We start from the raw sequence: 20679 nt of genomic DNA, 5'->3' as shown, positions 1-20679 counted from the left end.
ACCCGACTCCCTATTGGAGGACACCATGGAGCTGAACTACAGCGGACGCAACATCACCATTTCGGATCGTTTCCGTGAGTATGTTGACGAGAAAATCACCAAGGTTGACCAGCTGGCCACCAAAATACAGCGCATCGACGTCAAGGTCCTCAAAGAAGCACACGCTCGTGATCAGAGCACTGCACTGTCCGTTGAATTGACCGTTGTTGGCCGTGGCCCAGCAATTCGAGCCGAGGCTCGCGGCGCTGACAAGTTCGCGGCTTTCGACATCGCGTTCGCAAAACTGCTTGAACGCCTGCGCAAGGCCCGCGACAAGCGCAAGGTGCATCGCGGCAACCACACCCCGCTGGCTGTCCACCAGGCAACTGGCGGCCTGCCTACCGCATCGAGCGGCAAGTCGTTGGTTGAAGAAACCATCGAAGCCCAGAAAGCCGCGGAAGCTGCCGAAGTCGAGGCCAACGCCGAGTACTCGCCAGTGGTCATCCGCCGCAAGTCCTTCCCTGCAGAAGTGATGAGCGTTGATGACGCAGTGGACCGCATGGAACTGGTCGGCCATCCGTTCTACCTCTTCATCGATGAAGCCACCGGCGAGCACGCCGTGGTCTATGGCCGCACCCAGTACCAGTACGGTGTCATCTCCTTGGATCCATCACTGAACTCCAATGAAGAAGCCACCAGGGAAACTCGCGGCTACCGTGACAAAGCCTTGGCAACAGAAGGCTAGTCATCGGAACCACAACTAGCGTGGGCGGCCAACGCATTCTCAGCCTCAAGCAGGCACGAAGAATCGCGTTGGCCGCCCAAGGCCTGTCCAAGGGCAGGAAAGAACAACCCGTCACCGCGCGGAGAATCGTCAGCGCTATCGGCAGTATCGCGCAATTGCAGATTGACTCGGTGAACGTCGTTCGCAGGGCCCATTACATGCCGATGTTCGCCCGGCTCGGCGCCTATGACACCAAGGTGCTGGACCAGCTTCTGGCCAAACCGCTCAGCCCTATCACCGAATATTGGGCCCATGAGGCCTCGGTGGTCAGCTCCGAACTCATTCAAGACCTGCGGGTATGGCAGCGCCGAACCTGGATCGATAAATCAGATGGGTTCTCCGCCGAACAGCATGACCTCTCGGATCGCGTCCTTGAATACCTGTCCAATAATCCAGGCTCCAGCGCCCGGCAAATCAGCCAGGCTTTGGACGTCGCCCCGGTCGGGGAGAAAAAGCATTGGGGGTGGAATTGGAATGACACCAAGTTCGTCACCGAGTCGCTTTTCGCCCAAGCCAAGATCTTGACGCTGGGACGCAACTCCCAGTTTGAACGCCGTTACGCACTAGCCGCGGATGTGGTGGGCACGCAACAGGAACTCGATGCGGCGCAGCGGCACGAGGCCCTCGCCCGGCTGGTTGTCCGGGCCATGGATGCCCTTGGCATCGCCACCGCTCACTGCGTCGCAGAGTATTTCCGTCTTCTGGTGCGCGCGGCGAAAGAAGAGCTCGCCCAGCAGGCACGTGCTGGTCTCATCGAAGAAGTACAGGTTGCCGGCATTGCCGAGCCTTGCTATTTGCAGGCCGGCACCGAGATTCCGCGCAGGATCGATCCTGACCTGCGTTTGCTGTCACCTTTTGATTCGATGGTTTTCAATCGCCGCCGGCTGGAGAAGTTCTTCGGGTTCGAATACCGCATCGAAATCTACGTGCCGGAAAATCAGCGCCGCTACGGCTACTACGTTTTCCCGATGCTTTTCGGCGAAGAGTTCGTGGGCCGAGTGGATCTGAAAGCTGACCGGGCCAGGTCGGTGCTGCACGCAAAGCAGGTGCATTACGAGCAGGGTGTCGACGCCAGTGTCGAGGCTGGATTGCGAGCCGAGCTGGATCGCATGGCGCGCTGGCTGGAACTTGAACGAGTGGAAATCGGGCTGTGAAGGGCCTGTTGATCAAATCGCTGTTCGCTATAAGAACAGCGCAAATGGGATTGAAATAGCCAGATGTGCTGTTTTCCTCACGTAGACTGAAGACGCCAGAAATTACTGTGCTTGAGATATTGGGAGCTACCACGTGGCATCATTGCTAGAACGTATTTTGCGTACCGGCGACAAGAAGATTCTGAAGACTCTTCGTAAGTACGCCGACACGATCAATACGTTGGAAGTCGAAATTCGCGAACTTTCGGACGAAGAGCTCAAGGGTGAAACCGACAAGTTCCGCGAACGTTTGGCTAACGGTGAGACGTTGGATGACTTGCTCCCAGAAGCTTTTGCGGTGGTCCGCGAAGCCTCGGACCGGGTCCTTGGCATGCGCCACTTCGATGTCCAGCTCATGGGCGGTGCTGCCCTGCATCTGGGAAACATCGCTGAAATGCGTACCGGTGAAGGCAAGACCCTGGTCGCTACCGCACCGGCTTACCTGAACGCGTTGACCGGTGACGGCGTGCACGTGGTGACAACCAACGACTTCCTCGCCCAGTACCAGTCGGATCTGATGGGTCGCGTCTTCCGCTTCCTCGGTCTGACCTGCGGCTGCATTCTCTCCAGCCAGAAGCCTGCCGAGCGGCGCAAGCAGTATGAAGCCGATATCACCTACGGCACGAACAACGAGTTCGGATTCGACTACCTGCGCGACAACATGGCGTGGAGCAAGGACGAGCTGGTCCAGCGCGGACACAACTTCGTCATCGTCGATGAGGTCGACTCGATCCTGATCGATGAGGCGCGTACCCCGCTGATCATTTCCGGACAGGCTTCGGGAGATGTGAACCGCTGGTACACCGAATTCTCCAAGATCGTCTCGCGACTGAAGCGTGAAGACGATTACGAGGTCGACGAAAAGAAGCGCACCATCGGCGTGCTGGAGTCGGGCATCGAAAAGGTCGAGGACTACCTGGGCATCGATAACCTCTACGAAGCGAACAACACCCCGCTGATCGGCTTCCTGAACAGCGCCATTAAGGCCAAGGAACTGTTCAAGAAGGACAAGGACTACGTCGTTGTCAACGGCGAAGTCATGATCGTTGACGAGCATACCGGCCGTGCACTGGCTGGCCGCCGCTACTCCGAGGGCATGCACCAGGCCATCGAGGCCAAGGAAAACGTTGAGATCAAGGCCGAGAACCAGACTCTGGCCACCGTGACCTTGCAGAACTACTTCCGCATGTACGCCAAGATCTCGGGCATGACCGGTACGGCGCAGACCGAGGCCGCGGAATTCATGGGTACCTACAAGCTGGGCGTGGTGGAGATTCCCACCAATAAGCCAGCAATCCGCATGGACCAGTCGGACTACATCTACAAGAATGAAGTCGCCAAGTTCAATGCTGTGGTTGAGGACATTGCCGAGCGCCATGCGACGGGACAGCCGATCCTGGTGGGCACCACCAGCGTGGAAAAGAGCGAATACCTCTCCCGGCTGCTCTCCAAGAAGGGCATCCGCCACGAGGTGCTCAACGCCAAGCAGCACGCTCGCGAAGCTGCCGTGGTCGCGATGGCCGGCCGCAAGAACGCGGTGACCGTTTCTACCAACATGGCCGGCCGCGGTACCGACATCATGCTCGGCGGCAACGCTGAGTTCCTGGCCGTGGCCGAGATGGAGCGCCGTGGCCTGGATGCGGAGAACAACCCGGAAGAGTACAACACGGTCTGGGACGAAGTCTTTGACAAGGCGAAGGAAACCGTCGCCAACGAATCGAAGGAAGTTGCGGCGCTCGGCGGCCTGTACGTGCTGGGCACCGAACGGCACGAATCACGTCGCATCGATAACCAGCTGCGTGGTCGCTCCGGCCGCCAGGGCGACCCGGGCGAATCGCGTTTCTACCTGTCGATGACCGATGACCTGATGCGCCGGTTCAACTCCGGGATGGCCGAGCGCATCATGAACAACCCGTCGATGCCAGATGACGTGGCGCTGGAATCCAAGATGGTTTCGCGCGCCATTGAGTCCGCCCAGGCACAGGTGGAAGGCGTCAACGCCGAGCAGCGCAAGAATGTGCTGAAATACGATGACGTGATGAACCGCCAGCGTGAAGCGATCTACGCTGACCGCCGTTCCATCCTGGAAGGCGACGACCTCGAAGAAAAGGTCGGCCACTTCCTGGAAGATGTCGTCAAGGCAATGGTCCTGGAAGCGACCCAGGTCGGCGACCCGGACGATTGGGAGCTCAAGTCGTTGTGGACCAACCTCAAGCAGCTGTACCCGATCGGCATCACCATCGATGAAGTTCTCGAAGAGGCCGGCGGAGTGGGGCACCTCTCCGCGCAGTTCCTGGAACGCGAAATCCTCTCGGATGCCCAGTACCAGTACGAAGAGCGGGAAAAGCTTGTTGGTTCTTCCACCATGCGCGATCTGGAGCGCCGTGTAGTGCTCTCGACCATCGGTCGCAAGTGGCAGGAGCACCTGTACGAGATGGATTACCTCAAGGAAGGAATCGGACTGCGTGCCATGGCCCAGCGCGACCCGCTGGTGGAATATCAGCGTGAAGGCTACACCATGTTCCAGACCATGATGGAAGGCATCCGCGAGGAAAGCATCGGAACCCTCTTCAACTTGGAGATCCCCACCGGAGCTGAAGCAGCTGCCGCGCCAGTGGTTGACGAATCGGCGAAGCCGAAGAACCTGCAGTTCACCGGCCCGGATGAAGATGGCGAAGCCAGCACCACTCGCGCCCAGGCAACGTCGAGCAAGAAGAAGAACAAGAAGGCCAAGCGCAGCTAGATTAGCTCCACATCGGTCACCTGCCACCGTCCGTGCCAGGGCTCAATTTTCAGAGCCACGGCACGGACGCGGTATTTAAAGCCCAAGATGACGGTGCATTCCCAAGAACCTGATATGCACCGGTCCAGGTGCAATGAGATGATCTGCCCGTGTGCCGTGCCCGGCAGCGGCTCGAGCGTGTAGCACTGGGTCTCCAGGAGGGCCCGGCGCCGGAGCTTGGCAATGCAAGAGGGCTCCATCACGAATGCCAGCTGATTCACGGTGCGGTACCCAGCCACGATTTCGAAGACCGCGCGGGCTACTGCATGCGAAATCTCAACGATGGCCCGGTGCTCGCTGCGGTAGACAGCAGAGCGATGGAAGATATTGTCCATTGCCCGACGCAGGTGAGCCGGAGCCTGGCAAGGCTCGGCGGCCGAGGTGGCGCCAGCCGGGTTCGGGTCTGGGAGGTTGGCTGCGTAGATGTCCGGTTGATAGTAGCCGGTGTTGGCGCTACGGGGGCTGATGGCGATGGTGCTCATGATGACTCCTAGTTGGGCGTGGGGAAGTTCTTGAATGCGCTTAGCCGGCTGGCGGTAGTTCAAGTACCGTTCCAACTCGCAGCAGGTCCGGGTCGGTGCCGATGGACTTCTTGTTGCGTTGATAGATCTTTGGCCAATAGGCAGAAATTTCTTCCACGGTGGCCTGGGCACCTAGATGTTCTGCCGCTATGGTCCACAGATTCTGCCCTTCAGCGACGACAACTTCTGTGCGTTGCACCGAACGTTGGCCTGGATTCCTGGCCCCGGGGGATACCAGTGGGCTCAGGGGAACGCTCATGGATTCGGGGAACCATTGCGGGCTCGGTACGGAGTTTTGCTGCGGGCCTGCATAGCTGGCTAGTTCTTGGCTGGCGTTTTCCGCCGGGACCTGTGCCAGGGAAACTGCCAGTGGTTCACCCGCGTAGGCTGCAGCGACTGAAGAGAGGGCAATCGAGGTTCCAAGCATTGAGCCTAGAATTCTTCTGCTCAGTGCGGGGGCGATTCGTTCGAAGAACCGCGCTAGCTTCGGCTTGCGGTGGGTGAACGCCCAGCGGATCATCTGGGCCAAGGCCACGCGCAGCAAGTACAGCGTAAGTAACGCCAGGAACGAAAGGCTGACGAGAAGCCTTATGTGGTCCGCTGTGGCGAGCCCATCGACTGGGGACCGGAAGTAATCAGATATCCACTGGATTCCCACATAGATAATGACCAATGACGCTGCCGAAAAGAGCAGCAGCACGAATATTTGCCGTTGGCGAGACACCCGAATCACTTCCTTGAATGAATTTTGATGTCATTTGATGTTGTTTGATGTTCATAGTGACACTTAGAGATCGTTTTGTGAATAGGGTTACGCAAAAATGTTTATTCTCGTACAGTGGGCGCATGCGGTGGGATTCACTCTTCGACGACTTGGAGGCTCAGCTAGCAGAACAGAGCCGGGCGCAGCTGCGTGAAGAAATTGCCGAAAACATCAGGGTTGAACGGGCAACTGCCGAACTGCTGCCTACTCTGATGCGGTTCTACGGACACGAATTGAGCCTCCGGCTGGCCGGGGGAAGCGAACTCCGCGCGAAGCTCGGCCCTTGCGCGACCGATTACATCTGCCTGGAAACAGAGCAGGCCCAATGGGTGATCCGCAGTGGAGCGATTGAATCCTTTGCCCTTCCGCCGAGGCGCGCACCTGCGGTGGAACGGCGGGCGCCGGGCCGCTCGGTGAAGTTTTCCTCGGTTCTGCGGGGATTGCTCCGGGACCGCGCACGATGCCATGTTTTTGGCCGTGCGGGCAGCTCCATGGCTGAAGGAACTCTGACTCAGGTAGCCAAGGATTTTTTGATTATTCTGGTGCATCCTCGCGATGAATTCGCCAGAGCCCAGCAGGCCTCAACGCAACTGCTGATTCCACTGGATGCTATCGGATGGGTCGAAGCGATCACTCTTTCGTGATCCACAAGTGCACGCAAGGTCTTTCCAGCAGGACCAAGTTGTCGTAGGCTCACCATCCATAAGCACCTATGCTGGCGGAAGGTCAAAGCCTTGATCACAGAACAGATCGCCCAGGACGCGCGGACAACCTCGGCCTCGCGTGTGCGACGGCCTAGTTGGAAGGACCCACGCCTGGCTCTCGGCGCGGTGCTCGTAGTCGCTTCGGTCGCGGGAACCGTGTACCTGGTCGGCGAATTGCATCAGACGTCCACGGTGTATGTCGCCAGCACCAATATCACCCTCGGAGAAAAGCTGACCAGCGAGAACATGAAAACTCAAGAAGTCCAGCTTGGCGAAACTCTCGAGAACTACCTGCACACAGATGCGCAGCTCGGCCAGGACGCCCGAGCGAACACCTTTATCAGCGAAGGGCAGCTGATTCCAGTCACCTCGATAATGCACAGTGAAGTGGGATCGCGCAGGCCGGTCAATGTCGATCTTCCGGCAGACCTTTCTTCGTCGATTACCCCCGGTAGCTTTGTTGACGTATGGATTGCCAAACGCGAAACCAGCGGCAGCACCTACGGAGTCCCGGAAAAGCTCTCCTCCATGGTCGAAGTCGCCGCACGCGTTGAAAGCGGCGGGGGACTGGTGGGAACCCAAGGCACCAACCTGGAACTGCTGGTGGAACCGAATCAGCTTGAACCGCTGCTTCAAGCGCTGGCAAACGAATCGAGAATTATCGTCGTCTACAACCCGGCCGGGACCGAACAATGAGTATTTCGGTCGTAGTGCTCGGCGACCAGGAGAAAATCGTCCGGCAAATCGAAGGGTACCGCGGGGAACTGATGGTCACCCGCGTCTGCTCCGGCATAGCCGAAGCCATTGCCGCTTGCGATACCGGAATGGCTGATGTGCTGATCGTTGCCGACGCCCAGCTGGTGCCGCCCATGGAACAACTTGATGCGTTGCTGATGCGCCAGACAGCGGTTGTCCTGTTCTTTGACCGGCCCGAAGACTGGAAGCCATTGCCTGATGTCCTTCATCTGCCTGCGGATTCCGGCATGGCCGAGCTGGAAGGACGCATCAGGGGCGTAGTTCAGTCATTGAATCATTCTGGAACCGACGGAACGCTCGCGGTTCCCGAACCGGAGGACGACTCTACGGGCCGGAACGGAAGAATCGTCAGCTTCTGGAGCGCCCCTGGATCTCCCGGGCGCAGTACCGTCGCGCTGAATTATGCGGTGGAAACGGCGGCAGCAGGAAAAACCGTGGTGCTTCTGGACGCAGATACCTACGCCGCCAGCATCGCCATTCAATTGGGGCTCATGGACGAATCGGCATCCATCGCGCAGTTGTGCCGTGCCATCGACGCCGGCTCGATGGATGTTGCCCGACTTAACGCTGCATGTTCCTTGGTCCAGGTCGGGGAGGCGACCATGCGCGTGGCGACCGGAATCCCGCGTGCTAGCCGGTGGCCCGAGGTCCGGGCCTCGGCGCTGCGGCGAGCGGCCATGCTGCTCAAAGTTCACTACGACCTGGTCGTATTGGATTTGGCTCCGTACATTGAATTGGACGAACAGCTCAGTTTCGATACCCAAGCACCACAGCGAAACGCTGTCACCGTCGAGATGCTCCAGTGCTCCGATGAGCTTTTCATGATCGTGCGTGCCGACAGCTTGGGAATTCCGCGTGCACTTCGCGCCATCGACGAATTGGAGGATGCACTGCCCGGGCTGAATCCGAAAATCGTCTTCAACCGCGTGGGAGCCAGCAGTACCGGGCGCAGCCCGAAGCGCAGGTTGATTGAAGCGTGGGACCGGTTTGGGCCGACGCACCAAATCGCAGGGTATCTGCCCGAGGACAGCGCCGCGTGCAACGCGGCAGTGCTGGGAGGAAGCCCATTGCTCGAAATCGCACCTCGGTGCCTATTGCGTATGGAAATACGGTCTTTGGCCGGCATAAATTCCACGGATTCACCCAAGAAATGGAATAGTCGTCGATTTCACTCCGAAGCTTGAACCCCAGAGGTGAAAACCGAGTAATGTGGGTAAAACTAGAGATCCGCAAAGGCGCGGGTTGATCGAACTTTGTTCTTGGAGGCGTTCTTTTGAACTCGTCGGAATCCAGCATGTCAGAATCATTCATGGATGAGACACTCACCTCGAAATTGGTGAGCGAGTACTATGGCCAAATTGCGACCGAAGACGTGGCGGCCTACCGGCCAGACGAACTCGAAGCTCGCGTGGCAGCACATCTGGAAATCGGGTATCAGCGTGATGCTGAAAACGCTAATGTCGCCATTACCCGCAACAACGGAATTTCAGTGGTCCACATCGTCACCGATGACATGCCATTCCTTGTTGATTCGGTAACTGCCGCACTAGTGCAGCTGAATTCACCAATTCAGCTGGTAGTGCATCCGACGTTCGTTGTCTCCCGCAAGACCGAGACCGGCGAAATTTCAAAGATCAGCCATGCTGGTCTGCAGCATGTTGCCAGCGGTGACACCGCTGCGCTCTCGGATTTGAGCACCCTGATTTCGGCCGGTGCAGAAACCCGCATCGAATCGTGGATTTCAGTCGAGCTCGCTCGCGAGCTCAGCGATGAGCAGGCCAAGGAATTTGTTGAGCGCCTCTATAGCGTTCTGGCAGATGTGCGTGTTGCAGTGAAGGACTGGCCGGCCATGCTGGACCGGGCCAAGGATATTGCGCAGAGCCTTCCGCAGACTCCGAAGGCTGAGGAAATCGCCGAGGTGCAGCAGGCATCGGAGCTGCTGGACTGGTTAGCTGACGGAAAGTTCACGTTCCTGGGCTACCGCGACTACTCGCTGGAAACCATCAACGGCGAAGACGTCCTGGTCGCCCGCCCAGGCAGCGGCTTGGGACTGATGCGCGATCTGGCGGACCAAGGTCCACAGCACCTGACCAAGCGCGGCCGCATCACCGCTCGCGACAAGCGTGCGCTGATCGTGACCAAGGCGAACTCCCGTTCCACCGTTCACCGTGGCGTGTACCTGGACTATGTCGGAGTCAAGAGCTTCGATGCCAATGGCGAAGTCAACGGCGAACGCCGTTTCATCGGCCTCTTCTCCTCCAGTGTTTACACCTCGAGCGTGAAGACCGTCCCGCTGGTACGCGAAAAGGTTGAAGCGGTGCTGAAGCGCACCGGCTTCGCGCCTGATTCCCACTCGGGCAAGGACATCACCACCATTCTGGAAAGCTACCCACGCGATGAGATGTTCCAGATCTCTGTCGACGAGTTGACCAAGATTGCCCTCGGTATCCTGCGCCTGCAGGAACGCCGCCGCACCTCGGTCTTCCTTCGCAAGGACGACTACGGCCGCTTCGTCACTGCCATGGTGTTCCTGCCACGTGATCGTTTCTCCACCGCAGTGCGCCTGCGGGTGGAGCAGGAGCTGCAGCGCAGCTTCAACGCAGAATCCGTTGAATATGAAGCGCAGCTGGGTGCCGGCGCGCTCGTTCGCTTGTTCTACCGGCTGCGCCTGCAACGCCACGGACTGGCCCCCGTGGTTGACCGCAAGGCACTGGAGGATCGTATTGCCAAGGCCGTGCGCTCCTGGTCTGACGCCATCGTTGACACCGCCCGCGCGCGCCTGGAACTGGGCGATGCCAACACGCTGTCCAATGCTTGGGCCGAAGCTTTCCCGGCTTCCTACAAGGTGCAGTTCGAAATCGAAGATGCGCTGAAGGATATTGACCTGCTCACCGAGTTGAGCAGTCCAGAAGTCGATGGCCCGGTTGTCTCCTTCTACGATGACGAGAAGCAGGATGAGGATTCTGCTGTTTCCAAGCGCATGAAGATCTATGTGACCAAGCCGCTGCTGCTCTCGCGCATACTGCCAGTTCTGCAGCATCTGGGTCTGGAAGTCGTCGATGAACGCCCCTACGAGCTGAATCCAGAAGGAATCGGCGAACGCTACATCTACGACATGGGCCTGAAGATCGATGAGGAGATCAACTTCCAGGCCGTGGAAGCCAAGCTGGCTGAGGCCTACTGCGCAGTGGTCCGCAACCTCGCCGAATCCGACAGCCTTAACGCACTGGTGCTGCACGAGGGACTCACGTGGGAGGAAGTCTCGATGCTTCGTGCCTACGCCCACTACCTGCTGCAGCTCGGGGTTCCGAACTCCACTGGCTTCATCGCCAGCACCCTGGTTGGCAACCCGTCAGTCACCCACGCCATTGTGGAGCTGTTCCAGGCCACCTTCGACCCGCAGCTGAGCTCCGTGGCTTCGGAAGCTGCTCGGCAGAAGGCGCACGCAAAGGTCGCCGAAGCGCTGGAATCCGTGCCAACGTTGGATGCCGACACCTTGCTGCGCCGTTTCGTGAAGGTGATCGAAGCGACCAAACGCACCAACTACTTCACCACCCACAAGGCACTGGCATTCAAGCTGGCCCCGGAAGAGATCGATTTCGCGCCATTCCCGCGTCCGAAGCACGAACTGTGGGTCTACTCGCCGCGTGTTGAGGGTACCCACTTCCGCTTCGGCGCCGTGGCCCGCGGTGGCCTGCGCTGGTCCGATCGCCGAGAAGATTTCCGTACGGAAGTGCTAGGTCTGGTCAAGGCCCAGATGGTCAAGAACTCCGTCATCGTGCCAACTGGTGCCAAGGGCGGTTTCTACGCCAAGCAGCTTCCCAATCCAGCTCTCGACCGCGGTGCATGGATGGAAGAAGGCAAGGGCGCGTACAAGGTCTTCATCCGCACCCTGCTGGAGCTGACCGACAACATGGTTACCGACGAAAACGGTGAGCACATCGAAGCCCCTGCCAACGTGGTTCGTCGCGATGGCGATGATTCCTACCTGGTGGTCGCTGCCGACAAGGGCACCGCGAGCTTCTCCGATATCGCCAACTCGATCTCGGCCGACAAGGGCCACTGGCTGGGCGATGCCTTTGCTTCGGGCGGCTCGGTGGGCTACGACCACAAGGGCATGGGCATCACCGCACGCGGCGCCTGGGAATCGGTGAAGCGCCACTTCTTCGAGTTGGGCATCGACACCCAGAAGGACGAATTCACCGCCGTCGGCGTGGGCGATATGTCCGGAGACGTGTTCGGCAACGGTTTGCGCCGTACCCCCACCGTGAAGCTGGTGGCGGCCTTCGACCACCGTGATATCTTCCTGGATCCGAACCCGAATCCCCAGGTCGCCTTTGACGAGCGCCAGCGCCTGTATGATCTGCCACGCTCCAGCTGGGCAGACTACAACAAGGAGCTGCTCTCGGCCGGAGGCGGCGTGTACTCGCGCAGCCTCAAGTCCGTGCCGGTTAGCGCCGAGGTCCGCGAGGTCCTGGGATTGGACGCCGGCACCACCAAGCTGAGCCCTAACGAACTGCTCAAGGCCATCCTCTCAGCGCCAGTGGACCTGCTCTACAACGGCGGTATTGGTACCTACGTGAAGTCAGCGGCTGAAACCCACGGCCAGGTCGGCGACCGAGCCAACGACGCCATCCGCGTCGACGGCGCAGATCTGCGCGTGAAAGTTGTTGGCGAAGGCGGCAACTTGGGCATGACCCAGCTGGGCCGTATTGAGGCAGCCCGCAAGGGCGTCCTGCTGAACACCGATGCCATTGACAACTCTGCTGGCGTGGACACTTCTGACCGCGAAGTGAACATCAAGATCTTCGTGGACCGCCAGATCAAGGCGGGCAATCTCACCGCGGCTGAACGCACGGAGTTCCTGCTCTCGATGACCGATAACATCGGTGATCTGGTGCTGACGACCAACTTCGAACAGAACGTGTTGTTGCTCAATGAGAAGCATGCGGCACTGACCTGGACACCAGCGTACGAGCGCCTGATGCAGTGGCTGGAAGCCCATGCTGACTTGAACCGTGGCTTGGAGTTCTTGCCAAACGCGGATCAGCTGGAAGAGCGCCGCGCCGCTGGCGAGGCGATGACCACCCCAGAGCTCTCGGTGCTGGCCGCATACGCGAAGATCCAGCTGGCGAACGCGCTGACCGAATCCGATCTCGCCGATGATCCGTACTTCACCCGGACCCTGCGCCGCTACTTCCCAACCAAGTTGGTAGAGCGTTTCGGGGATCAGCTCGAAAGCCATCCGTTGCGCCGAGAAATCATCGCGACCGTGATCGCCAACGACATCGTGAACATGGGCGGCATCACCTACGTCTTCCGTGCCATGGAAGAAACCAGTGCCAGCGAAGTCCAGATTGCCAAGGTCTTCTGCGCGCTGCGTGAGATCTACGGATTCGACCGCCAGTTCGATGCGATCAATGCACAGCCTGCCGGAACCGATCTGGAACACTGGGGCCGCCAGCACCACGACATGCGCCGCCTGCTGGACCGTGCCACCCGCTGGTTCATCAACCGCGTCGATCAGGAACTGCTGGTCACCGAAGCGGTCAAACGCTACGAAGCGACGGTTACCGAACTGCGTGAGGCCCTGCCAACCTTGGTTCGGGGCACTGACCTCCAGAGATTCCAGGAGTGGCGTGAAGAGGCCATGGACCAGGGGATCCCGGAGCGTCGTGCCAGCATGTGGGCGACTCAGTTCGAATCCTACGCGCTGCTGGACGTGGCAGAATATGTGCACCGCACCGGGACCGCTCCGGTCAAGGTTGCAGAAACATACTACGTGCTCTACGACTTGTTCGATGTGGACAGCCTGCTGAATCGCATCACCAACCTTCCTCGCTCGGATCGTTGGCAGGCGCTGGCTCGTGCCGCAATGCGCGATGACCTGTACACCACGATCATCGACCTGACCGGCAACATCCTGGATGCCCACGGCGATATTGCTGACCCGGCAGAGCGTGTTGCTGCATGGGAAGAGGCAAACGCGGCTAACCTTGATCGTGCGAAGACTATGTTCGCGGAAGTGAACAGCCTGGAACGAGACGACATGGCTTCACTTTCCGTGGCACTTCGCCTCTTGCGTTCCATCGTCCGAAGGTAAATACCGCCAATGGCCCTCATCACCGAAGAATTACGTCAACGTGCTGCACTAGCGCCCGGTGATGAGGATTGGCTCCACCTCCTGGTGGGGGACTGGCAACTGGTCTCGGATCTAGCATTCGCAGACCTGGTGCTCTGGTTCCCCACCGGGGACGGTTCCTATACGGCTTTGGCACACGTGCGCCCTTCCACCTCGCATACCGCCTTCCATAGCGACTTCGTGGGAGAACGGATCCGCAAGGATCTGCGCATCATGGTGGACCGCGCTTGGGAAACCAAGCAAGTGCAACGCTCGGCCGAACAAGCCGGCAAAGATATCATCATGGGGTTGACCACGGTGCAGGCGATTCCGCTAGTGCGCCAGAACCAACCGGTTGCGGTCATCACTTCCCACTTCGATCCGAACCAGTCCCGCACACCCAGCAATCTGGAATTGGTCTACCGGCAAAGCGCTGATGACCTGTTGCAGATGGGTACCCAAGGGCTGTGGCCGGACTTCGCCAGCCCTACCGGCTCCCGCCGTGGCGCGCCGCGCGTCGGTGATGGTTTCATCCGGCTCAACGTTGATGGAGCCGTCGAATTCGCCAGCCCGAACGCTGTTTCAGCTTTCCGCCGATTAGGCGCAGCTGATGTCCTCCAGGGCCAGCCACTGGCTGATCTGACGATGGCACTGGTCAGCGACCGTCGTGTAGTCGACGAAACTCTTCCGCTGGTGCTCCAGGGCAAGATGCCATGGCGTACCGAGGTGGAACATCGCGGAGTCACCCTCTCCCTGCGTGCCATTCCGCTGCGCAACGAATCAAAGCGCTGGGGCGCACTGGTGCTGTGCCGCGATGTGTCCGAACTGCGCCGTCGCGAAAAAGAACTGGTCACCAAGGACGCTACGATCCGTGAAATCCATCATCGCGTGAAGAACAACTTGCAGACTGTCGCGGCGCTGTTGCGCATGCAATCGCGCAGGATGAGCTCAGAGGACGGCAAGCAGGGCCTGGAGCAGGCAATGCGACGAGTCTCCACTATCGCTTCGGTCCACGACTTCCTGTCCAAGGGCCTGAACGAAACCGTCAAATTTGATGATCTGATGGATCGCCAGTTCCGTCTGATCGTGGAAATCGCTTCTCCGGAGCAAAGGGTATCCACGCGTCGTGAAGGCGAATTCGGCATGCTTGACGCTGATTTGGCGACACCGTTGTCACTGGTGATCAATGAGCTGGTGACTAATGCCGTGGAACATGGACTAGCGCATCGCAACGGTGAAGTCGCGCTGGTTGCCGAACGCTACAAGGGTGCCGATAGCAAGGATTGGCTACGGGTTGTCATTGAAGATGACGGCCACGGGTTGCCAGAAGAGCCACGCCGCGAGGGACTTGGGCTGCAAATTGTCCGCACTCTGGTTACCAGCGAACTATCGGGTGAAATCCGTTGGGTACAGAGCGAGAAGGGCGGGACCAAGGTGGTAATCGACATGCCATTGGATCTTGACCACCGTACAGGCTAGGAGCAGCCTGATCAGCTGCAACAAAAAAAGAGGCACTTCCAACACACCGTGTTGGAAGCGCCTCTCCTTTTGGCTATTTAGCGGTAATTCTTCATGTGAGCCTTGATGCTGGCTACATAATGCTTGGTGTCTTCGTACATGCCGTTGTTACGAACACCGGCCAGGCCCTGGTAGTACGATGCGATTGCGTTGTCCAGGTTGTCGGTGTTGTCCAAATTGTAGGCAATTACTGCGACACCAGCGACAACGTTATCCCGTGGGTTCAGGACGTTCAGGTCCTGGCCAATGACCGATGCGATCCAGTCACCGGTGCTTGGCAGTACCTGCATGGCGCCAACGGCGTTAGCAGGGGAGACCGCACGCATGTTGAAGCCAGACTCCTGGTACGCGTGAGCCAACGCCAGAGCCGGGTCAACGCCCATGCTCTTTGCAGTGGAACGGATCAGGTCCTGCATCTCGCCGCGGCTCGGGACACTGATCGAGTCAAGGTAGTCCTTGTTCGAGTTAGCATCTCGCACAACGTGATCTGCGTAGGTACGACCAGCGAAGCTATTGCCGATCTTCTGCTTCTTGACCTGACCCGACGGTGCAACCGAGGAGCCCGAAACCTTCAGCTTGGCGCCGATCTTCAATGGCGTGCTCGAGCTGTACTCGGGGTTCAAATCCAGCAAGGTGGCCAGCTTCATGTCGTGGCTGGTCGCGATGCCACTGAGAGTATCGCCGGACTTCACGGAGTAGGTCGACGTCTTGGCCTTGGCCTTGGGCGCAGCAGTGCTCTTCGGCGAGGAGCTCGAAGACGACGTGCCACCCGAGACCTTGATCTTGCTGCCTGGGAAGATCGGCTTGCTGGCAGAGATGTCATTGGTCTTCAACAGATCGGACAAGCTCATGCCGTGCTTGGCCGCAATGCCGCTGAGCGTGTCACCGGACTTGACGGTGTAGCTTGAAGAACCGGAGGAGGAGGACTTCTTCTGGGAGGACTTCGACGAAGAGCCAGAGGACGAAGAACCCTTGACCTTGATCTTGTCGCCAGGGAAGATCACCTTGCTGGCCGAGATATCGTTCTTGCTAAGGAGCGAAGACAAGCTCATATTGTGCTTGATGGCGATGCTTCCGAGGGTGTCACCGTTCTTCACAGTGTAGGTTGAAGAACCCGACGAAGAAGAAGTTTTCTTCGTCTGCGTCGTATTGCTGGAGCTCGACGCCGAACCCTTGACCTTCAGCTTATTGCCGGGGAAGATTACCTTGCTTGCAGAGATGTCATTCTTCTTCAACAGATCAGACAAGCTCATGTCGTGCTTGCTCGCAATGCCGCTGAGGGTGTCACCGTTCTTGACGGTGTAAGTGGCGGTACTTGAAGATGACGAGCTCGAAGACTTGCCCTTGGGGCTGTTTTTCGAAGCATGACCGGAGACCTTGAGTGTCTTGCCGGCGACGATTGAATCATTCTTAAGATTATTGAGCTTCTTCAGCTCTGACACGGTTGTGTCATATTCCCGAGCGATGCTCCATAGGGACGCACCTGCCGGGATCTTGATTTCAGAAACATCTCGTTTAGCTGGTAATCCCAGCGTAGATACTCGCGAAGCGATCAGGTGGGCCTTGATCTGGTCTTCAGCGACCTTGATGGTCTCCGGAGTTACCGACTTGGCAAAGCTTCCTGAGGTGTTGGGAACAGTCATCGGTGCTGCCTGCGCTGCGGGAGCTAAGGCGAGGCTGCCAATGACCGCAGCGGGAATGGCCGCGCCTGCTACAACGCCTAACGCATGCTTGGAAGCATGTTTGGATTCGTGGGGCATGGAGTCAATCCTCATTTATACGGTGAAAATAACGGGCTTTGCTCCGCAGGTAACAGAGGGGAAGTGGTACCCCATGTTGACTGTGATGCAATTGTTATCAAAGTGATACAAGAAAATTTACACTACTCCTGTGACTCATGGGAACTGCTGAGGTGAGTTTCATCCAAATTTCTGCGCGGATCAGGAATTTGTGGGAACCTTAAGGGGTGAAGGAAACCGTAGATCTCGTCGGCCAGTGGCTGACCCTGCCCGATGTGGCTGAAGAATTAGATGTAGATATTCGCCGCGTGCACCGACTGCTGGATGAGCGTGCCATTGTTTCGTTGAGAATTGGCGCTCGCAATGTCCGTTCGATCCCTGCAGATTTTCTCCAAGACGGAGTAGTGGTGGAAAGCCTGAAGGGCACTCTTTCGGTACTCTTGGATGCCGGCTTCTCCGATGAGGAATCGGTTATTTGGCTGTTCACCGAGGATGAATCGCTGCCCGGCACTCCAATGAATGCTCTGCGCACCGGACGTAAAACTGAAATCCGTCGGCGGGCGCAGGCCATGGGCTGGTAATGGCCCGGACGAACTAGCCTCAGTAATAACAAAAGGTCTCAACCGTATTCCATATCGCATGGATGGTTGAGACCTTTCGTTATGTCTTAGTAACGAATCGCTATTTACTTCTCTTTGTCACTGCATCACTGAGCTGCTGCATTCCCGCTAAGGCGAGGGGCGTGACGTGCAATGCGTTCAGGGCGAGATCTGATTGGGTGGTCAACTCACTAATGCTCTGCTCGGTGGCCGCCAGGGCGCCGCTATCGCGCAGAATACCGCTTAGTCTCAACACTTCTTCTTCGCTGAGATCCACTGCGCCGAGGCGACTCTGAATGAAGTCCTGTTCGTCAGAAGTTGATAGCAAGAGGGCGTGGGCAATCAATTCCGTGCGCTTGCCTTCTTGCAAATCGCCGCCGGTCGGCTTCCCTGTGACTGCTGGATCGCCAAACACGCCCAGAACATCGTCACGTAGCTGGAATGCCTCACCCAGCGGAAGCGCGAATGCGGAGTAGCGCTCCATAAGAGCCTCGCTGGCGCCGGCCAACGCGCCGCCAAGCAAGAATGGGTTTTCAGTGGAGTATTTGGCTGACTTGAAGCGCACGATAGTGCGAGCTCGCTTGACCGCTTCCTTCGGATCGTAGGCGGGGCCCGCAGACTCTTCTAGAACATCAAGATACTGCCCGGCCATCACCTGGGTGCGCATCTGATTGAAGATGGTACGCGCCCGAGCGTTGAGGGAAGCAATACCTGAGAAGACTTCCTCGCTCAACGACAGGCATAGGTCGCCGGTAAGGATTGCGCTGGCCATGCCGTAGCTCGTTGCGCTCCCCGCAAGCCCAAGTTCTCGGTGCTGGGCCTCGAAGCGCTTGTGAACGCTCGGCTGACCGCGTCGTGTATCGGAATTGTCGATGATGTCGTCATGAATCAGCGCGGCTCCTTGGAAGAGTTCCAAGGCCACCCCGAGTTGGACGATGTCGCGTTCATCGGGCCGACCACCTGCACCGAGGTAACCCCAGAAAGCGAACAGGGCGCGAAGCCGCTTGCCGCCACGGGTCAGTGACGTGATCGCATTGACGATTTCGACGGCGCTGCTAGTAATCTGACCAACTTCAACGCTTTTCGCAGCCAGGAATTCTTCCAATAACTGAGCAACGTCAGAAGTGTAGGTACGGCTCAAGCTCTGGGCTTCAGTGTTGAGGTCCGGCACAGAATCAGGCATCGACATGCAAAATCATTTCTACGGGTAAACAACTAGTGGTTAGCAACAACTCTACCGGTGATTCCCGCCCGGCGAAGAAGGCACCCAAAGTACGCGGGGTGGGAACGGAATCCGAATATACATTCGAGTAAGCTGGTGGTGCAGCCGAACGAGGGGAGAGGAATTGAAATGGTGGATCGTGCAATCCTCCATGTCGATATGGACGCCTTCTTTGTTTCAGTGGAACTGCGGGACCGCCCTGACCTAGTAGGCAAGCCAGTTATTGTAGGCCACCGTTCAGGCCGGAGCGTGGTGCTCTCTGCGTCTTATGACTGCCGAGCTCGCGGGATCCATTCGGCCATGCCGATGAGCCAAGCCATCCCGCTGCTACCGCAAGCTACCGTGATCGAGCCGAGCCATCACAAGTACACGCAAGCCTCGGCCCAGATCATGGCGTACTTCCGCACATTGACGCCTCTGGTTGAGCAAGTCAGTGTCGACGAAGCGTTCCTAGACGTTACTGGAAGCATGCGCATGCTTGGCGGGCCAGTGCAGATCGCTCAGCAGATCCGCGAATATATACGCAAAGAAATGGGACTGCCGGCCAGCGTGGGCATTGCAAGGAATAAATTCGTTGCGAAACTCGCTTCGACGTACGCCAAGCCTGACGGCATGGCGGTAGTTGCGCCCGAGCGAACCGAAGAATTCCTGCACGAATTACCCGTGTCGAAAATGTGGGGCGTGGGAAAACGAACCGCTAGTCAGCTTCACTCCTTGGGGATTGAGACCGTGGGGCAACTCGCTGGCGAGCCAGAAGCAAGATTGATTAGCCGGTTGGGGGAACACGGCCGCGCCCTTCATTTGCTCTCGCGGGGGATCGATAACCGTCCGGTGGAGGTTAGCCGGGATGAGAAGAGCATTTCATCGGAACATACCTTTGCGGTGGATATCACCGATCCCCAGGTGCTTGAGGGCGAACTTTTGCGGCTGAGCCATAAGGTCGGTCAACGGCTGCGGCAGCACGGCAAATCAGCCAACGGTGTTGGGCTCAAGATCAAGTACAAGGACTTTTCTGGAATTACGCGTTCGAAGGCGCTCGCAGCTGCGACAGATTCTTCAACGAAAATTAGCGAGTCCGCGCTGGCCCTTCTGCGAAAATTGACCCCTATGCCGCAACCGGTCCGGCTGATCGGGGTGAAAGCTGAACGGTTGCAAGATTACGAGTTGGGTCTGCAATTTAGCTTGGACCCCCGCGAAGAGAAAGCCCGAGAAGCGGAACGCATCGCTGACCAGATCGGACAGAGATTCCCGCAGTCCATCGTGACCCCAGCACGTTTTCTGCGCCCCAAGGAATAAACACATTCTGTGTAGAACGTATGGATATCTGGACAGTGGGGAAGATCAACTAGCAGGGCGGGTGCAAAAGAGACTATCCTTGAATTAAGTTCGATCGAATCCAGGGAACTTTTCCCTTCGACCCGACGTTGAACTTGAAGACGGTGGACGACCGTCGAGATTGCCTTTGGAAGGAGAAGACGATGCCGCTATCGGAACACGAGCAGCGTTTGTTGGAGCAGTTGGAAAAGCAGCTGCATGAAGACCGTCGCTTCGCTTCGAGCATGAAAGGCCCATCGGGCACGGGACGTTTGTCGACCCGCAATATTGCTCTGGGTATCTTGCTGGTAATCGTCGGCCTAGCGGGACTCATCTTTGGAATCTCGCAGCACATCATCATCGTAGGCGTTCTCGGCTTTGCGGTGATGTTCGCGGGTGTACTGCTTGCCCTGACTAAATCGGCTACTGGAAAAATTGGTCCGTCCAACGGAACGGGATCAAAATCTGCAGCCAAGAACAATTCGCAGTTCCTTTCCGGCCTGGAAGAAAAATGGAACCAGCGAAAGCGTGATCAGTCCGATAGCTGATCTGCATTGATATTGAGGTGTGACCCCTAGGGTTGCACCTCTTTTCTGTTTAAGCCCCGCTTCTCACATCCCTACGGTCACCGTGCACCTCATGCCGGGGCGCATGGGTTTCATTCAATTCGGGAAGTTGGATGTC

At 58.0% G+C, this 20679-nt stretch carries 16 protein-coding genes; 11 read left to right on the top strand and 5 right to left on the bottom strand.

What is annotated here, in order from left to right; all coding sequences use genetic code 11:
* Positions 1 to 25: 25 nt before the first annotated feature.
* The 3 genes from hpf to secA all read left to right on the top strand — a co-directional run bounded on the left by hpf (position 26) and on the right by secA (position 4699).
* Positions 26 to 724, top strand: a complete 699-nt coding sequence (gene hpf, locus CQ012_RS04400) for a ribosome hibernation-promoting factor, HPF/YfiA family (protein WP_105656863.1) — start codon at positions 26 to 28, stop codon at positions 722 to 724.
* A gap of 20 nt (positions 725 to 744) precedes the next feature.
* Entirely contained in the window at positions 745 to 1917 is a 1173-nt protein-coding gene (locus CQ012_RS04395; protein ID WP_181149010.1) for a winged helix-turn-helix domain-containing protein, read from the top strand.
* Between the two features lie 133 nt (positions 1918 to 2050).
* Positions 2051 to 4699, top strand: a complete 2649-nt coding sequence (gene secA, locus CQ012_RS04390) for a preprotein translocase subunit SecA (RefSeq protein WP_105661490.1) — start codon at positions 2051 to 2053, stop codon at positions 4697 to 4699.
* Here the strand turns inward: secA and CQ012_RS04385 are convergent.
* The 3 genes from CQ012_RS04385 to CQ012_RS17745 form a co-directional block, all read right to left on the bottom strand.
* Complete coding sequence (locus CQ012_RS04385) at positions 4696 to 5220, bottom strand: Rv3235 family protein (protein WP_105656818.1); 525 nt, start codon at positions 5218 to 5220, stop codon at positions 4696 to 4698. The genes secA and CQ012_RS04385 overlap by 4 nt on opposite strands.
* 40 nt (positions 5221 to 5260) lie before the next feature.
* Positions 5261 to 5686 (bottom strand): LysM peptidoglycan-binding domain-containing protein, encoded by a 426-nt coding sequence (locus CQ012_RS17750; protein WP_219844347.1) that lies wholly within the window; start codon positions 5684 to 5686, stop codon positions 5261 to 5263.
* Positions 5687 to 5894: 208 nt separating this feature from the next.
* Positions 5895 to 6038 (bottom strand): hypothetical protein, encoded by a 144-nt coding sequence (locus CQ012_RS17745; RefSeq protein WP_219844346.1) that lies wholly within the window; start codon positions 6036 to 6038, stop codon positions 5895 to 5897.
* A gap of 1 nt (position 6039) precedes the next feature.
* Here CQ012_RS17745 and CQ012_RS04375 point away from each other — a divergent pair, with 1 nt between their 5' ends.
* The 5 genes from CQ012_RS04375 to CQ012_RS04355 all read left to right on the top strand — a co-directional run bounded on the left by CQ012_RS04375 (position 6040) and on the right by CQ012_RS04355 (position 15082).
* Positions 6040 to 6666, top strand: a complete 627-nt coding sequence (locus CQ012_RS04375) for a hypothetical protein (RefSeq protein WP_133834288.1) — start codon at positions 6040 to 6042, stop codon at positions 6664 to 6666.
* 90 nt (positions 6667 to 6756) lie between these two features.
* Positions 6757 to 7422: a CpaB family protein gene (locus tag CQ012_RS04370; RefSeq protein WP_166650796.1), complete on the top strand. Its 666-nt coding sequence runs from the start codon at positions 6757 to 6759 to the stop codon at positions 7420 to 7422.
* Positions 7419 to 8666 carry a CpaE/TadZ family protein gene (locus tag CQ012_RS04365; RefSeq protein ID WP_105661489.1) on the top strand — a complete coding sequence of 416 codons (1248 nt, stop codon included), beginning with the start codon at positions 7419 to 7421 and terminating at the stop codon, positions 8664 to 8666. The genes CQ012_RS04370 and CQ012_RS04365 overlap by 4 nt, the downstream gene beginning before the upstream one ends.
* 125 nt (positions 8667 to 8791) lie before the next feature.
* Complete coding sequence (locus tag CQ012_RS04360) at positions 8792 to 13585, top strand: NAD-glutamate dehydrogenase (RefSeq protein WP_105661577.1); 4794 nt, start codon at positions 8792 to 8794, stop codon at positions 13583 to 13585.
* A 9-nt stretch (positions 13586 to 13594) separates the two neighbouring features.
* Entirely contained in the window at positions 13595 to 15082 is a 1488-nt protein-coding gene (locus tag CQ012_RS04355; RefSeq protein ID WP_105656813.1) for a sensor histidine kinase, read from the top strand.
* Positions 15083 to 15159: 77 nt separating this feature from the next.
* Here CQ012_RS04355 and CQ012_RS04350 read toward each other — a convergent pair whose 3' ends face one another.
* Positions 15160 to 16881, bottom strand: a complete 1722-nt coding sequence (locus tag CQ012_RS04350) for a lytic transglycosylase domain-containing protein (protein ID WP_166650794.1) — start codon at positions 16879 to 16881, stop codon at positions 15160 to 15162.
* Between the two features lie 206 nt (positions 16882 to 17087).
* Here CQ012_RS04350 and CQ012_RS04345 point away from each other — a divergent pair, with 206 nt between their 5' ends.
* Positions 17088 to 17441 carry an Rv2175c family DNA-binding protein gene (locus CQ012_RS04345; RefSeq protein ID WP_105656811.1) on the top strand — a complete coding sequence of 118 codons (354 nt, stop codon included), beginning with the start codon at positions 17088 to 17090 and terminating at the stop codon, positions 17439 to 17441.
* 100 nt (positions 17442 to 17541) lie between these two features.
* Here the strand turns inward: CQ012_RS04345 and CQ012_RS04340 are convergent, their stop codons facing one another.
* Positions 17542 to 18648, bottom strand: a complete 1107-nt coding sequence (locus CQ012_RS04340; protein WP_105656810.1) for a polyprenyl synthetase family protein — start codon at positions 18646 to 18648, stop codon at positions 17542 to 17544.
* A 162-nt stretch (positions 18649 to 18810) separates the two neighbouring features.
* On the opposite strand from CQ012_RS04340, the gene dinB reads away from it, so the two are divergent.
* Together dinB and CQ012_RS04330 are read left to right on the top strand one after the other, a co-directional pair.
* Positions 18811 to 19977 carry a DNA polymerase IV gene (gene dinB, locus CQ012_RS04335; RefSeq protein ID WP_105661488.1) on the top strand — a complete coding sequence of 389 codons (1167 nt, stop codon included), beginning with the start codon at positions 18811 to 18813 and terminating at the stop codon, positions 19975 to 19977.
* Positions 19978 to 20159: 182 nt separating this feature from the next.
* Positions 20160 to 20543, top strand: coding sequence for an SCO2097 family morphological protein (locus CQ012_RS04330; protein WP_105656808.1), 384 nt, complete (start codon positions 20160 to 20162; stop codon positions 20541 to 20543).
* Positions 20544 to 20679: the final 136 nt, after the last annotated feature.

Origin of the sequence: Arthrobacter sp. MYb214, assembly GCF_002979865.1 — a bacterium.
Classification (GTDB): domain Bacteria; phylum Actinomycetota; class Actinomycetes; order Actinomycetales; family Micrococcaceae; genus Glutamicibacter.
Note: the sequence above shows the minus strand (reverse complement) of the source record. Positions and strands in the feature narration are given on the sequence as shown.

What these genes read in the sequence shown, in the direction of transcription:
- hpf (WP_105656863.1), top strand. Translation starts at nt 26, where the DNA reads ATGGAGCTGAACTACAGCGGACGCAACATCACCATTTCGGATCGTTTC.
- CQ012_RS04385 (WP_105656818.1), bottom strand. Translation starts at nt 5,220, where the DNA reads ATGAGCACCATCGCCATCAGCCCCCGTAGCGCCAACACCGGCTACTAT.
- CQ012_RS17750 (WP_219844347.1), bottom strand. Translation starts at nt 5,686, where the DNA reads ATGCTTGGAACCTCGATTGCCCTCTCTTCAGTCGCTGCAGCCTACGCG.
- CQ012_RS17745 (WP_219844346.1), bottom strand. Translation starts at nt 6,038, where the DNA reads ATGAACATCAAACAACATCAAATGACATCAAAATTCATTCAAGGAAGT.
- CQ012_RS04365 (WP_105661489.1), top strand. Translation starts at nt 7,419, where the DNA reads ATGAGTATTTCGGTCGTAGTGCTCGGCGACCAGGAGAAAATCGTCCGG.
- CQ012_RS04360 (WP_105661577.1), top strand. Translation starts at nt 8,792, where the DNA reads ATGGATGAGACACTCACCTCGAAATTGGTGAGCGAGTACTATGGCCAA.
- CQ012_RS04355 (WP_105656813.1), top strand. Translation starts at nt 13,595, where the DNA reads ATGGCCCTCATCACCGAAGAATTACGTCAACGTGCTGCACTAGCGCCC.
- CQ012_RS04350 (WP_166650794.1), bottom strand. Translation starts at nt 16,881, where the DNA reads ATGCCCCACGAATCCAAACATGCTTCCAAGCATGCGTTAGGCGTTGTA.
- CQ012_RS04340 (WP_105656810.1), bottom strand. Translation starts at nt 18,648, where the DNA reads ATGTCGATGCCTGATTCTGTGCCGGACCTCAACACTGAAGCCCAGAGC.
- dinB (WP_105661488.1), top strand. Translation starts at nt 18,811, where the DNA reads ATGGTGGATCGTGCAATCCTCCATGTCGATATGGACGCCTTCTTTGTT.
- CQ012_RS04330 (WP_105656808.1), top strand. Translation starts at nt 20,160, where the DNA reads ATGCCGCTATCGGAACACGAGCAGCGTTTGTTGGAGCAGTTGGAAAAG.